This is a genomic window from Winslowiella sp. 2C04 (assembly GCF_050037805.1).
Taxonomy (GTDB): Bacteria; Pseudomonadota; Gammaproteobacteria; order Enterobacterales; family Enterobacteriaceae; genus Erwinia; species Erwinia toletana_A.
This window is the reverse complement of record NZ_CP188300.1, coordinates 4801668-4818053: the sequence shown is the minus strand read 5'-3', so window position 1 is coordinate 4818053 and position 16386 is coordinate 4801668. Positions and strand designations below refer to the sequence as shown.

The 16386-nt window shown below is 52.6% G+C and carries 12 protein-coding genes; 9 read left to right on the top strand and 3 right to left on the bottom strand.

From position 1 onward, the window contains the following. The first annotated feature begins 53 nt into the window (after positions 1 to 53). Entirely contained in the window at positions 54 to 947 is an 894-nt protein-coding gene (locus tag ACP3TC_RS21905) for a LysR family transcriptional regulator (protein WP_426817254.1), read from the top strand. Positions 948 to 972: 25 nt separating this feature from the next. Here the strand turns inward: ACP3TC_RS21905 and ACP3TC_RS21900 are convergent, their stop codons facing one another. Then, the gene (locus ACP3TC_RS21900) at positions 973 to 1368 is read right to left on the bottom strand and encodes a YgiW/YdeI family stress tolerance OB fold protein (protein WP_313854650.1); all 396 of its coding nucleotides are present in this window, start codon (positions 1366 to 1368) and stop codon (positions 973 to 975) included. A gap of 226 nt (positions 1369 to 1594) precedes the next feature. Here ACP3TC_RS21900 and qseB point away from each other — a divergent pair, with 226 nt between their 5' ends. After that, positions 1595 to 2257 carry a quorum sensing response regulator transcription factor QseB gene (gene qseB / locus ACP3TC_RS21895; protein WP_313854651.1) on the top strand — a complete coding sequence of 221 codons (663 nt, stop codon included), beginning with the start codon at positions 1595 to 1597 and terminating at the stop codon, positions 2255 to 2257. Next, positions 2254 to 3606, top strand: coding sequence for a quorum sensing histidine kinase QseC (gene qseC / locus ACP3TC_RS21890; protein ID WP_426817253.1), 1353 nt, complete (start codon positions 2254 to 2256; stop codon positions 3604 to 3606). The genes qseB and qseC overlap by 4 nt, the downstream gene beginning before the upstream one ends. Positions 3607 to 3649: 43 nt before the next feature. On the opposite strand, the gene kup is transcribed toward qseC, so the two are convergent. Continuing rightward, positions 3650 to 5518: a low affinity potassium transporter Kup gene (kup, locus tag ACP3TC_RS21885; RefSeq protein WP_313854653.1), complete on the bottom strand. Its 1869-nt coding sequence runs from the start codon at positions 5516 to 5518 to the stop codon at positions 3650 to 3652. A 255-nt stretch (positions 5519 to 5773) separates the two neighbouring features. On the opposite strand from kup, the gene ravA reads away from it, so the two are divergent. The 4 genes from ravA (at position 5774) to asnC (ending at position 11526) form a co-directional block, all read left to right on the top strand. Continuing rightward, a complete protein-coding gene (gene ravA, locus ACP3TC_RS21880) occupies positions 5774 to 7267 on the top strand; it encodes an ATPase RavA (protein ID WP_313854654.1) in 1494 nt (497 codons plus the stop codon). Then, positions 7264 to 8724 (top strand): ATPase RavA stimulator ViaA, encoded by a 1461-nt coding sequence (gene viaA, locus ACP3TC_RS21875; RefSeq protein WP_426817252.1) that lies wholly within the window; start codon positions 7264 to 7266, stop codon positions 8722 to 8724. Before ravA ends, viaA begins: the two co-directional genes overlap by 4 nt. Before the next feature lie 74 nt (positions 8725 to 8798). After that, complete coding sequence (gene ovoA / locus ACP3TC_RS21870; protein ID WP_426817251.1) at positions 8799 to 10940, top strand: 5-histidylcysteine sulfoxide synthase; 2142 nt, start codon at positions 8799 to 8801, stop codon at positions 10938 to 10940. Between the two features lie 124 nt (positions 10941 to 11064). Next, positions 11065 to 11526 (top strand): transcriptional regulator AsnC, encoded by a 462-nt coding sequence (gene asnC / locus ACP3TC_RS21865; RefSeq protein ID WP_313854657.1) that lies wholly within the window; start codon positions 11065 to 11067, stop codon positions 11524 to 11526. A gap of 76 nt (positions 11527 to 11602) precedes the next feature. Here the strand turns inward: asnC and ACP3TC_RS21860 are convergent, their stop codons facing one another. After that, positions 11603 to 13243: a glycosyl hydrolase family 18 protein gene (locus ACP3TC_RS21860; RefSeq protein WP_426817250.1), complete on the bottom strand. Its 1641-nt coding sequence runs from the start codon at positions 13241 to 13243 to the stop codon at positions 11603 to 11605. Between the two features lie 279 nt (positions 13244 to 13522). On the opposite strand from ACP3TC_RS21860, the gene mioC reads away from it, so the two are divergent. Beyond that, on the top strand, positions 13523 to 13963 hold the full coding sequence (mioC, locus tag ACP3TC_RS21855) for an FMN-binding protein MioC (RefSeq protein WP_313854659.1): 441 nt from the start codon (positions 13523 to 13525) through the stop codon (positions 13961 to 13963). Positions 13964 to 14424: 461 nt separating this feature from the next. Then, the gene (gene mnmG / locus ACP3TC_RS21850; RefSeq protein ID WP_313854660.1) at positions 14425 to 16314 is read left to right on the top strand and encodes a tRNA uridine-5-carboxymethylaminomethyl(34) synthesis enzyme MnmG; all 1890 of its coding nucleotides are present in this window, start codon (positions 14425 to 14427) and stop codon (positions 16312 to 16314) included. Positions 16315 to 16386 lie beyond the last annotated feature (72 nt).

The window sequence follows — 16386 nt, the reverse complement described above, 5'->3', positions numbered from 1 at the left end:
ATTCAGCGCTACATTCCAATATAGAACCCCCGTGACTTTGAGACGTTTTCGATATGGAACTACGATATCTGCGTTATTTTGTAGCGGTAGCGCAAACGCGCAACTTCACCCGAGCCGCTGAAATGTTAGGTATTTCACAGCCTCCGTTGAGTCAGCAAATATTACGTCTGGAGCGTGAAATTGGTACGCCGTTGCTGAAGCGACTGACGCGTGGCGTGGAGTTAACCGAAGCGGGTGAGGTATTTTACGAGGATGCCTGTCAGATCCTGGAACTGACCGGCAATGCGCTGGAGAAAGCAAAAGGTATCGCCCGTGGCGAGTCGGGACAGCTTTCGCTTGGATTTGCCTGTTCAATCGCCTTTCACTCGGCAATCTTTAATCTGTTACAGCAATTTCAGACGCGCTATCCGGCCATGACGCTGCTGCCACGTGAAGCCAATATGTCGACGCTGATGCATGATTTACAGGAAGGTTTGCTGGATGCAGCCTTTGTACGCCTGCCGTGTGAAAGCAGCAAAGCGTTTAATCTGAAGATTATCGCCAGTGAGGCAATGCGCATTGTGCTGCCCGCGTCGCATCCGCTAAATCAGCAGGCCACGCTCTCTCTGGCGCAGCTGACGGATACGCCAATGGTAACCTTTCCTCGCGAACTGGCACCCAGTCTGTATGAATCGATCATCAGTGCCTGTCTGCGCAGCGGTTTTCAGCCGCAAACCGGGCCGCAGTCGCCACAAATATCTTCCGCCATCGGAATGGTGGCCGCAGGTTTTGGCTTCGCCGTGGTACCGGCGTCACTGTGCTGCATCAATTTTCCAGGCGTCACCTTTCATCACTGCGACGATCCGGCGCTGACGACCGATATCGCGCTGGCGTGGCGTAAATGGGATCGCTCAGCATCGGTACTGCATCTGGTGCAAACGCTGGACGCGCAAAACCGGGCGGGCTAATGCCAGCCCGGCGCATTCAGGGTGATTACTGAATTTTACGAATCTGCTTCACGTCCAGATCAACGGAGTTGAAATCTTTGTCCAGTTCGCCCTGGATTTCGACTTTATCGCCCGGTGCGACGGTCAGTCCATTCCAGCGCTTATCGTCGATCTCAACTTTCATCGTGCCGGTGGCATCACGGAAGATGTAATCTTCGTTGCCCACACGTTTTTCGATATTACCGCGCAAGGTTATCCAGCTGTCATCCTTCATATCCTGCGCTTGTTTTACCGTTACTACGCTACCGTTCGGGCCGCTAAAGCCACCTTTCTGTACGGAAGCGGTTGGCGCATTAGGGTCAACAAAACCCCCACTTTGCGCAGCAAGAACCGGAGTGGAAACCAGAGCGGCGATAGCTAATAAAGCGGCTGACTTTTTCATATTATTCACCTCTAATCCATTTTGAGTTTGCAGCGTTTTGCTGCGCGGTAAGTTGTCTTCGGAAGCTATTAAAGCAAAAGGTTCTTAACAGGATCTTAAGAACCCTGACCTCGACACTAAATTTTTTCATATTGAAGTAAATAGCCGATTTTAGGCGATCCTGCCTGTACAAGCCGCCCTGCATTTACGTATAAAGCCCTTAATAACGCGATGCAAAGAGATGCCGATGAGAATTTTATTAATCGAGGATGATCGCCTGATTGGCGACGGTATTAAAGCCGGCCTGGTCAAAATGGGGTTTAGCGTCGACTGGTTTTTATCCGGCAACGACGGACTACAGGCGCTGGATGCCGCCCCCTATGATGCGGTGATACTGGATCTCAGTCTGCCACAAATGGACGGGCTGGATATTTTGCGCCAGTGGCGTAAAAACGGGCAGGATGTGCCGGTACTTATTCTTACCGCGCGCGACGCGCTGGAACAGCGGGTGGCCGGTTTGCAGCAAGGCGCGGATGACTATCTGTGTAAGCCTTTCGCCCTGAGTGAAGTGGCGGCACGATTGCAGGCGCTGATTCGACGTCGCCACGGTCAGCTGCAACCGACATTGCAGCACGGCGGCGTGACGCTGGAGCCCGGCGCACGCAGCGTGACGCTGCACGGTGAGCCGCTGGTACTGAAATCCCGCGAGCTGGCGATCCTTGAGTTATTTCTGCTGAATCCAGGCCGGGTGCTGACGCGCGCCCAGCTGGAAGAGAAGTTATACAGCTGGGATGAAGATGTCTCCAGTAACGCGGTTGAAGTCCATATTCATCATCTGCGTAAAAAGTTGGGTAGCGAATTTATTCGTACCGTGCACGGCGTAGGCTACACGCTGGGAGCCGCGACATGAGTCGCATCAGCCTGCGTTTACGCTTAATCCTCGGCTTTATACTGCTGACGCTACTGTGCTGGGGTGCAGCCAGTGTTGAATCCTGGTATCAGACCCGGCATAAAATCAATGAGTTGTTTGATACGCAGCAGATGCTGTTTGCCAAGCGGCTTGCCACCATGAATCCGGAAGATCTCAGCCAGCAATCGCACTCACTGCCGAAAACCAAAAATATGGTACGTCACCATCGCGGCGAACAGGAAGATGATGCGCTGGCTTTTGCAGTATTTACCCGTGACGGCAAAATGGTGCTGAACGACGGCGATAACGGCAAGGATTTCCTGTTTAACTATCAGCAAAACGGTTTTACCGACGGCCAGCTGCGCGGCGATGATGATTTATGGCGCATGGTGTGGCTGGCAACGCCCGATCAGCGATATGTGGTTGTGGTCGGCCAGGAGTGGGAATACCGCGATGATATGACGCGCGATATTGTGCAGGCGAACCTGACGCCGTGGCTGTTTGCGCTGCCAGTGATGCTGGTCCTGCTGTTCTGGCTGGTGACGCGCGAACTGGCGCCGCTGAAGCGCATCGCGTCGCAGTTACAGCAACGCTCACCGGATGACGGCTCGCCCCTTACCACCCCGCACCTGCCGCAGGAAGTCAGGCCAATTGTCGATGCGCTGAATGCTCTGTTTGCGCGCATCAATCAGATGCTGCTGCGCGAGCGTCGTTTCACCTCGGATGCCGCACATGAGTTGCGCAGCCCGCTGGCGGCGCTGAAAGTCCAAACCGAAGTGGTGCAATTGGCGCATGATGATCTACAGATGCGTCATCACGCGCTGCAAAACCTGGATGCCGGCATCGATCGCGCTACCCGGCTGGTGGATCAGTTACTGACCTTATCGCGTCTGGATGCTGAAGCGACGCTGGAAAACAGTCAGCGCATCGACTTTCAGCAGTTATTACAACAGGCGGTTATTGATCACTACGCTAAAGCGCAGCAATCTGGCGTCGAGTTAAAACTGCATCTGCCGTCTGAAGCGGTGGAACGTGACGGCCATCTGTTGCTGCTTACGCTGATGACTCGCAATTTGCTGGATAACGCCATTCGTTACAGCCGCACCGGCAGTACGGTGGATATCACCCTGCGCAGAAACGGATTTGAGGTGGCCGATAACGGTCCGGGAGTCAGTGAAGAGGATCTGGCACGGATTGGCGAACGTTTCTGGCGACCACCGGGACAGGAGAAATCCGGCAGCGGTCTCGGATTATCCATTGTCGATAATATTGCTCAGCTGCACGGCATGCAGGTGCGATTTGCTAATCGTGCTGAGGGGGGATTTGTCGCGGTAATTAGCTGGCGTTAAAGACATAGTTTATGGGCGGCATTTCGCCGCCCATAAAAAAATGCTAAATCTCGACCTGCGTCCCCAGTTCAATCACCCGGTTAGGCGGAATCTCAAACTGATCCGGCGCTCGCAGCGCATTGCGTTGCAGGGCGAGGAACAGTTTGCCGCGCAAACGCAAATACCATGGACGATCACCGATAATCAGCGACTCATGTGACATAAAGAACGACGTTTCCATCATCCTGCAGCTCAGCCCTTCCAGCCCGCAACGGTGGAAAATCTCTTCGACATTTGGCGTTTCACGCCAGCCGTAGCTTGCCACCACCCGCCAGAAAGTCGGCGAAAGCTGTTCAATCGTTACACGGCGAATATTGTGCACGTATGGCGCATCTTCGTTACGTAACGTCAGTAACACAACCCTTTCGTGCAACACCTTGTTATGCTTGAGATTATGCAGCATGGCAAACGGAATCACATTCAGCGCACGCGACATATACACTGCGGTGCCCGGCACGCGCACCGGTGGTGATTTTTCCAGCGAGGCAATCAACGCTTCCAGCGAATTTCCATGCTCATGCATCCGACGCAGCAGGCGGAAGCGCTCGCTTTTCCAGGTGGTCATAATCACAAACATTACCAGTGCCAGGCAGAGCGGCAACCAGCCGCCGGAGAAAATTTTCACCAGGTTGGCCGTGAACAGTGGCACATCAATGCACAGCATCGCCACCAGGATCAGCCCCACAACATAACGGTTCCAGTGCCAGTTTTTGATCGCCACCGTACAGCTGAGAATGGAGGTCAGTACCATGGTGCCGGTCACCGCAATACCATAAGCCGCCGCCAGGTTGCTGGAGTGCTCAAAGCTGATAATTACAATCACTACGGCAAAGAACAGCAGCCAGTTAATCACCGGAATATAGATCTGGCCGGATTCGTTCTCAGAAGTGTGAATAATACGCATCGGCGGCAGATAGCCTAAACGAACCGCCTGGCGCGTCAGTGAGAACACCCCGGAAATCACCGCCTGCGAGGCAATCACCGTTGCCAGCGTCGCGAGAATCAGCATCGGGATTAGCGCCCATTCGGGAGCCAGCAGGAAAAAGGGATTTTTAATCGCCTCAGGATGCTTCAGCAGCAACGCGCCCTGACCAAAGTAGTTCAGCGCCAGCGACGGCACCACCACGGTAAACCACGCCAGGCGAATCGGGAATTTGCCGAAGTGGCCCATATCGGCATACAGCGCTTCCACCCCGGTGATCGCCAGTACCACTGCGCCAAGAGCAAAAAACGAAACCTGTTTATATTCAACAAAGAAGTGAATCGCCCATGAGGGATTCAGCGCCTGCAACACCTCGGGATTACCGAGAATTCCGCGTACACCCAGAACCGCCAGCACGATAAACCACAGCAGCATCACCGGAGCGAACAGCTTACCGACAATGCCGGTGCCGTGTTTCTGGATCACAAACAGCAGCGTCAGTACCGCAATCGACAGCGGCACAATATAGGGATCAAGTGAAGGCGCCGCGATTTCCAGCCCTTCAATCGCCGACATCACCGAGATTGCCGGGGTGATCACCACCTCGCCATAGAAAAAACTGCCGCCAATCAGCCCGATAATCACCAGAAATGCGGTAGCACGGCCACCGGTATTACGGCCCGCCAGCGACATAAGGGTCAAAATCCCCCCTTCACCGGCGTTATCGGCACGCATCACATAGCTGAGATACTTCAGTGAAACCACCAGCACCAGCAGCCAGAAAATCAGCGAGAGAAAACCAAATACCGCATCGCGTTCAACGCCAAATCCAAACTGGCCGGACAGGCATTCACGCAAGGTATACAGCGGACTGGTACCAATATCGCCATACACAACACCAATCGCCGCCAGCGTTACGGCACCAAGGGACTGCTTCTTGTCAGAACTCATAGTTTCATCTTTTGTTGAAGCGGAGTGACGCGGGAATGCGCACGGCCCAAACCATCAAAAACCGCACAGTATGCACGAAATACCATAAAAACCTACCTCTGGTATCAGTCTTTAAATTTCAAATAATGTGCATCTTCACCCTTTCACGATAAAAAAGCTGACTGCTATCAATTCTTTCAAGCATGATAGCCAGTAGTGTTTGCACTCGTCTTAAAGACGACGCACAGCCCGGACATAAAGGATGATTTACTGATTATGGCTCAACCTCATTTACTGGCAGAGAGAATTTCACGCCTCAGCAATGCGTTAGAGAAAGGATTGTATGAGCGTCACCACGCCATACGTCTCTGCCTGCTGGCCGCATTAAGCGGTGAAAGTGTGTTTCTGCTCGGGCCGCCCGGCATTGCCAAAAGCCTGATTGCCCGGCGGCTAAAATACGCCTTTCAGCATGCCCGCGCCTTCGAATATCTGATGACGCGCTTTTCCACTCCGGAAGAGGTGTTTGGTCCGCTGTCGATTCAGGCACTGAAAGATGAAGGACGCTACCAGCGTCTGACTAAAGGCTATCTGCCCGATGCTGAAATTGTCTTTCTTGATGAGATCTGGAAGGCCGGACCGGCAATCCTCAACACGCTGTTAACCGCAATAAACGAACGACGTTTCCGTAACGGCGACAAAGAAGATGCCATCCCGATGCGTCTGCTGGTCACCGCATCTAACGAATTGCCGGAAGCGGACAGCGGCCTGGAAGCGCTGTACGACCGCATGCTGATTCGCCTGTGGCTGGATAACGTGCACGAAAAACAGAACTTCCGCAGCATGCTGACCCACCAGCAGGATGAAAACGCCAACCCGGTGGCCGAAAACCTCTGCATCAGCGATGAGGAATACCGCGAATGGCTGCAAGGTATCAGCCAGGTGTCGCTGCCTGACAATGTGTTTGAGTTGATCTATCAGCTACGTCAGCAGCTGGAAAACCTGCCGGATGCACCTTACATCTCCGACCGTCGCTGGAAAAAAGCGATTCATCTGTTGCAGGCCTGCGCTTTTTACAGCGGACGTAACTCGATTGCCCCTATCGATCTGATTTTGCTGAAAGACTGTCTGTGGCATGACGTTGAATCAATGAAATTACTCGATCGCGAAATCGATACGCTGATCACGCAATATGCCTGGCAGCAGCAGCCGCTACTGATCAAATTACAGCAAATTGCCGCCCGCCGACTGGCGTTGCAACAGCAGCAAAGTATTGAGCAGGCGATCAAACTGGAAAAACACGGCGGTATGTTCAGCCGCAAGCCACACTACGAGCTACCCGCCACGCTCAGCGACGATCAGTTAACCCTGATGCTGCAAAAACCGCTGATGCTGCACGATATGCAAGTCACCCACGTGGTTATCGCCCGAGAAGCGCTGCATCACTGGTTGCAAAAATCGGGTGAGATTCGCGGCAAACTCAACGGTATCGGCTTTGCCCAGACGCTGGATATGCAGGTGGATGGTAATGACTGCCTGACACTGCGCGACGTCAGTCTGCAAGCCTCCCGCCTGATGCTGCCCGGTAAACAACAGACCGCGATGCCGGAAGAAATCGCGCAAGCGCTGGATGAGCTGGATAACCAGCTGCGCGGACAGCGCACGCTGTTCAGCCAGCATCAGCGCTGCCTGTTTATCAGCGACGACTGGCTGGCGCGCATCGAAACCAGCCTGCAGGACGTGGCGGAACAGCTGAAACAGGCGCGTAAATGATCTCGCTGGAGACGCTCAGCACCCTGCTGTCGATCGGTGAAGGTGAACTGATTGAAGAGCTAATCCTGGTTCTGCTGGCGTCGCCACAGCTGGCGCTGTTTTTCGAAAAATTTCCACGGATGAAAAAAGCGCTGCTGCGCGATCTGCCGCGCTGGAAGGCAGAGATTCTGGAAAACCTGAAAACCACGCCGGTGCCGGAAGCGCTGGCGAAAGAGTTCGCGCTGTTTCAGCAGTATCAGACCTTCAGTAACTCAATTTTCAGCCAGCAGTTGGCAGCACTGCTGGCGGAACTGGACAGCTTACAGTCTCCCTTTACCGAACAGGCGAATGAACTGATTTCCCACAGTGAAATCGGTAATCTCAGCCAGGCGCAGCATACGCTGTTTTTACAACGCTGGCGCTTAAACCTCACCCTGCAAACCCTGACGCTGAATCAGCAACTGCTGGAACAGGAGCGCGAGAAACTGCTGGCGGAGCTGCAACAGCGGCTGGCGATCAGCGGCCAGCTGGCTCCGGTACTGGCGGATGATGATGAAGCCGCCGCCGGGCGTTTATGGGATATGAGCGCCAGCAAGTTGCAGTACGGTGACTATAAACTGATCGTGCAATATGGTGACTTTCTCGCTCAGCAGCCGGAATTATTGAAGCTGGCCGAACAGCTGGGCCGCAGCCGTGAAGCCAAATCGGTGCCGTCGCAGGATGCTCCAATGGAAACCTTTCATCAGCTGGTGCATCAGCCTGATAACGTGCCGGAAGAGGTCAGCGGCCTGCATCAGAGTGACGACGTGCTGCGTCTGCTGCCACCGGAGCTGGCGACGCTCGGCATCAGCGAACTGGAGATCGAGTTTTATCGTCGGCTGGTAGAAAAACGCCTGATGACTTATCGCCTGCAGGGCGATGCCTGGCATGAAAAAATTACCCAGCGTCCGGTCATCCACCAGCAGCATGAAGATCAGCCGCGCGGGCCGTTTATCGTTTGTGTCGATACCTCCGGCTCAATGGGTGGATTTAATGAGCGTTGTGCTAAAGCGTTCTGCCTGGCGCTGTTGAAGGTGGCGCTGGCCGATAAACGCCGCTGCTACATAATGCTGTTTGCCCACGACGTGGTGGGCTATGAACTGACCGGCGATGATGGCATCGCGCAGGCGATTCGTTTTCTCAGTCAGCGCTTTCGCGGCGGTACCGATCTGGCGGCGTGCCTCGACGCAGTGGTTAAACGAATGGAAGGCAGCATCTGGCAGGAAGCCGATGCGGTGATCGTGTCAGACTTTATCGCCCAGCGATTGCCGGATACGCTAATCAAAACCATCAAACAGCGGCAGGTACAGCAGCAACAGCGCTTCCATGCGGTAGCGATGTCAGCCCATGGCAAGCCGGGTATTCTGCGTATTTTCGACCATATCTGGCGTTTCGATACCGGGCTAAAGAGCCGCCTGCTGCGCCGCTGGAAACGTTAAGAAACATTCCGGCAAAGCTTATTTGCTATAGTCATAAATTATCCTTGTGCCAGTTGGCAGCCCGGGAGCAAAAAGTGACTCAGCAACAACACAACAACAATGCAGGCTTACCGTTACCCACCCGCACATTACTTTTGAGCGGCAGCAATCCCGAACAGAAGCGTCAGGAGATCCTTGATTACTTCAGTCAGACCTGGCAGCTGTATGAGGATCTTTTCGACTGCCTCGCCGATCGGCGCGCCTGGTTTACTAAAGCAATCTCATTACGCCATCCGTTAATCTTCTATTTTGGCCATACCGCCACCTTTTACATCAATAAACTGATGGCCGGTCAGTACCTTAATCAGCGTGTTGATGACGGTATCGAAGCGATGATGGCGATCGGCGTCGACGAAATGAGCTGGGACGATCTTGATACCAGCCACTATCAGTGGCCGTCAGTGGAAGAGCTGCGCGACTATCGCGGTAAAGTCAAAACCACGGTCAGCGAATTTATCAAAACCATGCCGCTCACTTTGCCAATAGACTGGAACAGCCCGGCGTGGGTGATTTTAATGGGCATCGAACACGAGCGAATCCATCTGGAAACCTCCAGCGTGCTGATACGTCAGCTGCCGGTGGAATGGGTCACGCCGCAGCCACACTGGCCGGTGTGCCAGCAGGCACGCCATAATCGCCACGAAGTGCCGCAAAACAGTCTGCTGTCGGTAGCGGCGGGTTCGGTTACCCAGGGTAAGCGCGATGATACCTACGGCTGGGATAACGAGTACGGCACGCTGCACAGTGAAGTCAACGCGTTTAAAGCCAGTCAGATGCTGGTCAGTAATGCTGAATTTTTTGAATTTATCGCTGCTGGCGGTTATCAGCAGCAGCAGTGGTGGGATGACGAAGGCTGGGGCTGGCGTGAGTTTGCCACGGCGGATAAACCCACTTTCTGGGTCGGTGATATTACGCAACCCGATCGGCTAAAACTGCGCCTGATGGCTGAAGAAGTGGCAATGCCATGGGACTGGCCAGCTGAAGTTAACCAGCTGGAAGCCGCGGCGTTTTGCCGCTGGAAGGCTGGTGAAACCGGCAAATCCATTCAGCTGCCCAGCGAAGCGGAATGGTATCTGCTGCGTGAGCAACTGGCAGGCGATCAGCCGGACTGGCAACAGGCACCGGGCAATATCAATCTTGAGTACTGGGCCTCCTCCTGCCCGGTGGATTGTTTTGCCCAGGGTGAATTCTTCGACCTGATTGGTAATGTCTGGCAATGGACCACCACTCCGACTAACGGTCTGGAAGGCTTTAAAGTCCATCCGCTTTACGACGACTTCTCGACGCCAACCTTTGATGGTAAACACTCACTGATTAAAGGTGGCAGCTGGATTTCTACCGGCAACGAAGCGCTGAAGTCATCACGTTATGCCTTCCGTCGCCATTTCTTCCAGCACGCCGGTTTCCGCTACGTGGTTTCCTCGCATCAGGAAAAAATGACGCTGAATCCTTATGAAACCGACAGCATGGTGTCGCAGTACCTCGATTTTCAGTACGGTCCGCAATACTTTGGCGTAGAGAACTATGGCAAAGCGCTGGTGGATATTGCCTGTCAGCTGACCGACAAACGCGGCCGGGCGTTGGATATTGGCTGCGCTACCGGCCGCGCCAGCTTCGAACTGGCTCGTCACTTCGATCAGGTCTGCATGGATTACTCTGCGCGCTTTATCGACGTGGCGTTACAGCTCACCAGCGGAGAAGATTTCCGTTACGTCACTCAGGAAGAGGGTGAACTGGTGGAATACCGTCAGGTTCGGTTAAAAGATTTCGATCTCGGCGCTGAGCAGGCTGCCCGCATTCAGTTTGTGCAGGGCGATGCCTGCAATCTTAAGCCGCAGCCGGAGCATTACGATCTGGTACTGGCATCCAATCTGATCGACCGCCTGCGCCAGCCTGCACGTTTTCTGCAGGACGTCACCACCATGCTGCGTTCCGGTGGGGTGCTAATGCTGTCATCGCCTTACACCTGGCTGGAAGAGTTCACGCCGAAAGAGAACTGGCTGGGAGGCATTCGCGAAAACGGTGAGGCGCTCACCACTTATCAGGCGCTGCAACGCCTGCTGGCCGCTGATTTTGAAGAGATCGCCCCGGCGCAGGATGTACCGTTTGTTATTCGTGAAACCGCACGTAAATACCAGCACAGCGTGGCGCAGTTAAGCGTCTGGCGTAAACGTTAATCCCCCGGTCACGGCCTGCAACTGCGGGCTGTGACCCCTTCCCCTTCGCGACAGCAACTAACCTGTGATTAAATGGCCGCTAATTCATTAACGGGCCTTTGTGTCACCCTCACCGGAGTAGAACGTGGCGGACAATCTGCAAATAGACAACCTCGATCGCGGCATTCTCAATGCGCTGATGGATAATGCGCGTTCTGCCTATGCCGAGCTGGCAAAACAATTTAACGTCAGTCCAGGCACTATCCACGTGCGGGTAGAGAAGATGAAGCAAGCGGGAATTATCAAAGGCACGCGGCTGGAGATCGACCCTAAGCATCTGGGATACGACGTCTGCTGCTTTATTGGCATCATCCTGAAAAGCGCTAAGGATTATCCGTCCGCGCTGGCCCGGCTGGAGAGTCTTGATGAAGTGGTGGAAGCCTACTATACCACCGGCCACTACAGCATCTTTATTAAGGTGATGTGCCGGTCGATTGATGCACTGCAACAGGTGTTGATCAATAAGATCCAGACCATCGATGAGATACAGTCCACCGAAACCCTGATCTCGTTGCAAAACCCAATTATGCGCACCATTAAACCGTGATCTGTGGATAAAGTTATTCACTAAAAATAAACCCGGTGACCGAGTGACCGGTCACCATTATTCAGCAGCTTTATAATTATTTAATTGGATTCCACAGCGCCTGAACAGCAGCCGGACTCCAGTGCTGCATCGCTGAGTGTGCCTGCAGGCAGCGATATTCTTTGCCCTGATATTTTACCGTATCGCCTGCTTTATAATTCACACCAACTTGCCACTCCTTAACAGACGGATCCGTTGGGTCTACTGGCTCCACTGGGTCGACAGGGATAACCGGGTCAACGGGTTCAACAGGAACAACGGGGTCGATGGGATCAATTACTTCCTGCGGAATTTTTGCCTCTACCGTATTACTGGCCGGTGAAACATTGCCGGCCGCGTCTACCGCCATAACGTAGTAGCTGTATTCAACCTCTGGTTGCGCCGTACGATCCAGCCAGCCGGTCGTGGTGGTCACATCAACACGGATGCTATTTCGATAGATCCAGTAACCAGTGACGCCGACATTATCTTCTGAACGCTGCCAGCTGAGACGAATATTCTCACCCTGCACACTGGCATTCAGATCCGCTGGCGCAGAAGGCGCAATATCGTCCTCTCCAGGTTTGCCCGGCTCACCCATCGCATTATCCGCTGCGGTTTTCATTTCGTTGATATAATCGACCTGATCTTCCATATTCATCTGCTCAGTGCTGGCACCAAGCGTCCAGACAAAGAAGCCGCCATAATTGTTTTCCGCCTGCCATTCAGCACGCGCAATATTATTCTGCCTGCTTTCAACAAAGTTACCTTCCGCGGCCCATTGTTTATTGATAGTGGCACCAACAACAATTTTAGACGCATCGCCAACCGCTCTGGCATAGTTTGCCATGGCAACTTTATATCTGAAGTTACGACCAGCGTCATAAGTCATGACATTGAAAAAGTCGTAAACATCCTTACTTTTTGCTAACAGTGATAAGACTTCACCGTGGTGCGAAGAGCGTTTATCTTCAACGTAAGAACAATCCTTCTCGACAGTATTATTCATACATTCGACAGGATCGGCCCCCACATGATAAGTCGTTAAGCTCAATAGTTTTTTAGAATCAGGCCCCAACAGTTCACGCACACGCTGCGACAACTTCAACAGGTTATCATTCTCTTCCTCGGTCAGACGTGCCTCTTTCTCGAAATCAAAATCGATTCCGTCCAGATAGACCGTTCCTGCACGCTGATAAGCCCCCATATTACAGGAGCCGTCCCAGTTCTGGGACTGACACTCCCCAACCAGCTCTTCAGGCTTGAGATTTTTTTTATACACCGGGAACGGCGTGTTCAGTTTCTTCACCAGCCCTTTTGCTACTTTTTCCCGGCCAGCTTCGCTATTAAGATGAGACCAGATTTCTTCATAAGTCTGACCGCCAAAAGCGATCATCATTTTCTTTTGCGGCTGTGCCAGTTTAACCTGAGTCCAGGTTGAATAAGCAACAGGCATCCAGTACCCATCATAAGCGGGAACCGAGGCGATATTATCGGAGGTTTCGATATTACCTTCACTATCCCATTTACCGAATGATAATAAGAAAGTATCAACCTTAGAGCTTTTAATAACATTGGCGTCATCATTATGAAGACCCCACGATGTTAAATAACTGATAGTACGATTTTGTTCTGATGCCGATACAGTTTGAGCAAACAGAGTCGCACCAATAATCAGAGAAAAAGGTATCTTTTTCATAATATATCCAGATGATAAACAATAATAATGTCTGAATATCATACTGAGTTTTGACTGAAGAATTTTCTGTTAATAAATAAGAAGCCTGGAAAACAATTAAAATACGCAATTAAATTAAGGGCTAATCAAACTATCTTAATAACGTCACGTTTAACCTGGGTTGAAATCTGAAAGTGGGAAAAGTGATAGATCTCGCTGCAATATCCTTACTTTTCCACAGGTAGATCACAGCGTGATCACAGCGTACAATGCTCTCCTTTATTGTTCAGGGATCGCATCATGGCCGACATTACCTTAATCAGTGGCAGCACCTTAGGCAGCGCAGAGTACGTTGCTGAGCATCTGGCAGAAAAGCTGGAAGAGGCAGGCTTCACTACCGAGACCTTTCACGGCCCGGAATTAGAAGAACTGCCACAGCAAGGTGTCTGGCTGGTCGTGACGTCAACCCATGGTGCAGGCGACTTGCCTGACAATCTGCAATCGCTGTTTGATGAGATAACTGAACAGCAGCCCGATCTGTCAGCGCTGCGTTATGGTGCCGTTGGAATTGGCAATCGCGAATACGATCTGTTTTGTGGTGCTATAGATAAGATGGACAGCTTATTAACTGCACGGGGTGCAAAACGAATCGGTGATCGTCTGGATATCGACGTGATGGAACATGAGATCCCTGAAGATCCGGCAGAGGTATGGGTAGAGAGCTGGAAATCGCTGGTTTAATCACCATAAAGAGGTTCGACTGAGCCTCTTTTTACCGCAGCAGAGACTTTTTTTTACCGGATCCGCGTTTTTTTATACTTATTTTGTGCAATTTAACCGCGATCGTTTGTGGATAACTACTGTATTGACCCCCTAATAACCGGTTGTTATCCCAAGAACAAAGCTGGTCACTCCTTGAGCCTGTGTATAACCTGCCATTTAGATCCCAGCTTATACTGAAAAGGATCACCGATCATTCACAGCATTGGATCCTCACTAATTGGTTGATCGCCTTGATCAAAAAACGCTTATCCACAGAGATCGTCGATCCTAATAAGAGATCTAATAAAGAGATCCTTAAATAAAAAAGATCTTTCTTTTTAAACCCTGACGATCCCGGTGCTTTCGCCATCGGCTAAAGTTGAGTAGAATCCACGGCCCAGGGAAATCTCCCTGACCGTCCAATCGCGAGGTGCAGTACCATGTTCTATCCAGATCCTTTTGACGTCATCGTAATCGGTGGTGGTCATGCGGGAACAGAAGCCGCGATGGCTGCTGCCCGAATGGGTCAACAAACCCTGTTGTTAACCCACAACATCGACACGCTGGGGCAAATGTCCTGTAATCCGGCGATCGGTGGCATCGGTAAGGGACATCTGGTTAAAGAAGTGGATGCACTGGGTGGCCTGATGGCAACCGCAATCGATCAGGCAGGCATTCAGTTTAGGATACTAAACGCCAGCAAAGGCCCGGCGGTGCGTGCAACCCGTGCCCAGGCTGACCGCGTGCTGTATCGCCAGGCGGTTCGCACCGCGCTGGAAAACCAGCCTAATTTGATGATCTTCCAGCAGGCAGTAGAAGATCTGATTGTCGAAAACGATCGGGTGGTCGGCGCTGTGACCCAAATGGGTCTGAAATTCCGTGCGAAAGCCGTAGTGCTGACGGTCGGCACTTTCCTCGACGGAAAAATTCATATCGGACTGGATAACTACAGCGGTGGCCGTGCTGGCGATCCGCCATCCATTCCGCTGGCACGCCGTCTGCGTGAGTTACCGCTGCGCGTTAGCCGCCTGAAAACCGGTACTCCACCGCGTATCGACGCGCGTACTATCGATTTCAGCGTACTGGCACCGCAACACGGTGATAATCCCATGCCGGTATTCTCGTTTATGGGCAATGTGTCTCAGCATCCACAACAAGTGCCTTGCTACATCACCTATACCAACGAAAAAACCCATGACGTGATCCGTAACAACCTCGATCGCAGCCCGATGTATGCTGGTGTTATCGAAGGAATTGGCCCACGTTACTGCCCGTCGATCGAAGATAAAGTGATGCGCTTTGCCGATCGTAACGCGCACCAGATTTTCCTTGAGCCTGAAGGCTTAACCAGCAACGAGATCTATCCAAACGGCATCTCCACCAGTCTGCCATTTGACGTCCAGATGCAGATCGTCCGGTCAATGCAGGGCATGGAAAACGCGCGTATCGTCCGTCCCGGTTATGCGATCGAGTATGATTTCTTCGATCCGCGCGATCTGAAACCGACGCTGGAAAGTAAATATATCAACGGTTTGTTCTTTGCCGGTCAGATCAACGGTACTACCGGTTACGAAGAGGCTGCGGCTCAGGGACTGCTGGCCGGTCTGAATGCTGGTCGTCTTTCCGCCGACAAAGAGAGCTGGGCGCCGCGTCGCGATCAGGCATACCTTGGCGTGCTGGTGGACGATCTTTGCACCCTTGGTACAAAAGAACCGTACCGCATGTTCACTTCACGTGCCGAATATCGTCTGATGCTACGTGAAGACAACGCCGATCTGCGTCTGACGGAAGCCGGTCGCGAGCTCGGCCTGGTCGATGATGCCCGTTGGGCGCGTTATAACCAGAAACTCGAGAGCATCGAACTGGAGCGTCAGCGTCTGCGTGATATCTGGGTACATCCGAAATCAGCCAGCGTCGATGAGATTAACAGCGTGCTGAGCGCCGGTCTGACCAAGGAAGCCAGTGGTGAAGATTTACTGCGCCGTCCGGAAATGACTTACGAAAAACTGATGAGCCTGAGCCTGTTTGCACCGGCACTGAGCGATGCTCAGGCTGCCGAACAGGTTGAGATTCAGGTGAAGTATGAAGGTTACATCGCGCGCCAGCAGGAAGAGATCGATCGCCAGCAGCGCAATGAAAACACGCTGCTGCCTGCGACGCTCGACTATCATCAGGTAACCGGTCTGTCGAACGAAGTGATCGCCAAACTTAACGATCATAAACCAGGTTCGATTGGCCAGGCATCGCGTATTTCTGGTGTCACACCGGCCGCGATCTCGATTCTGCTGATTTATCTCAAGAAACAGGGTCTGTTACGTAAAAGCGCCTGATACTCTGTTATCAACGGGAGCCGTAAGCGGCTCCCCCTGCACCACCCGTTACAGACCACAAAATTTACGGAA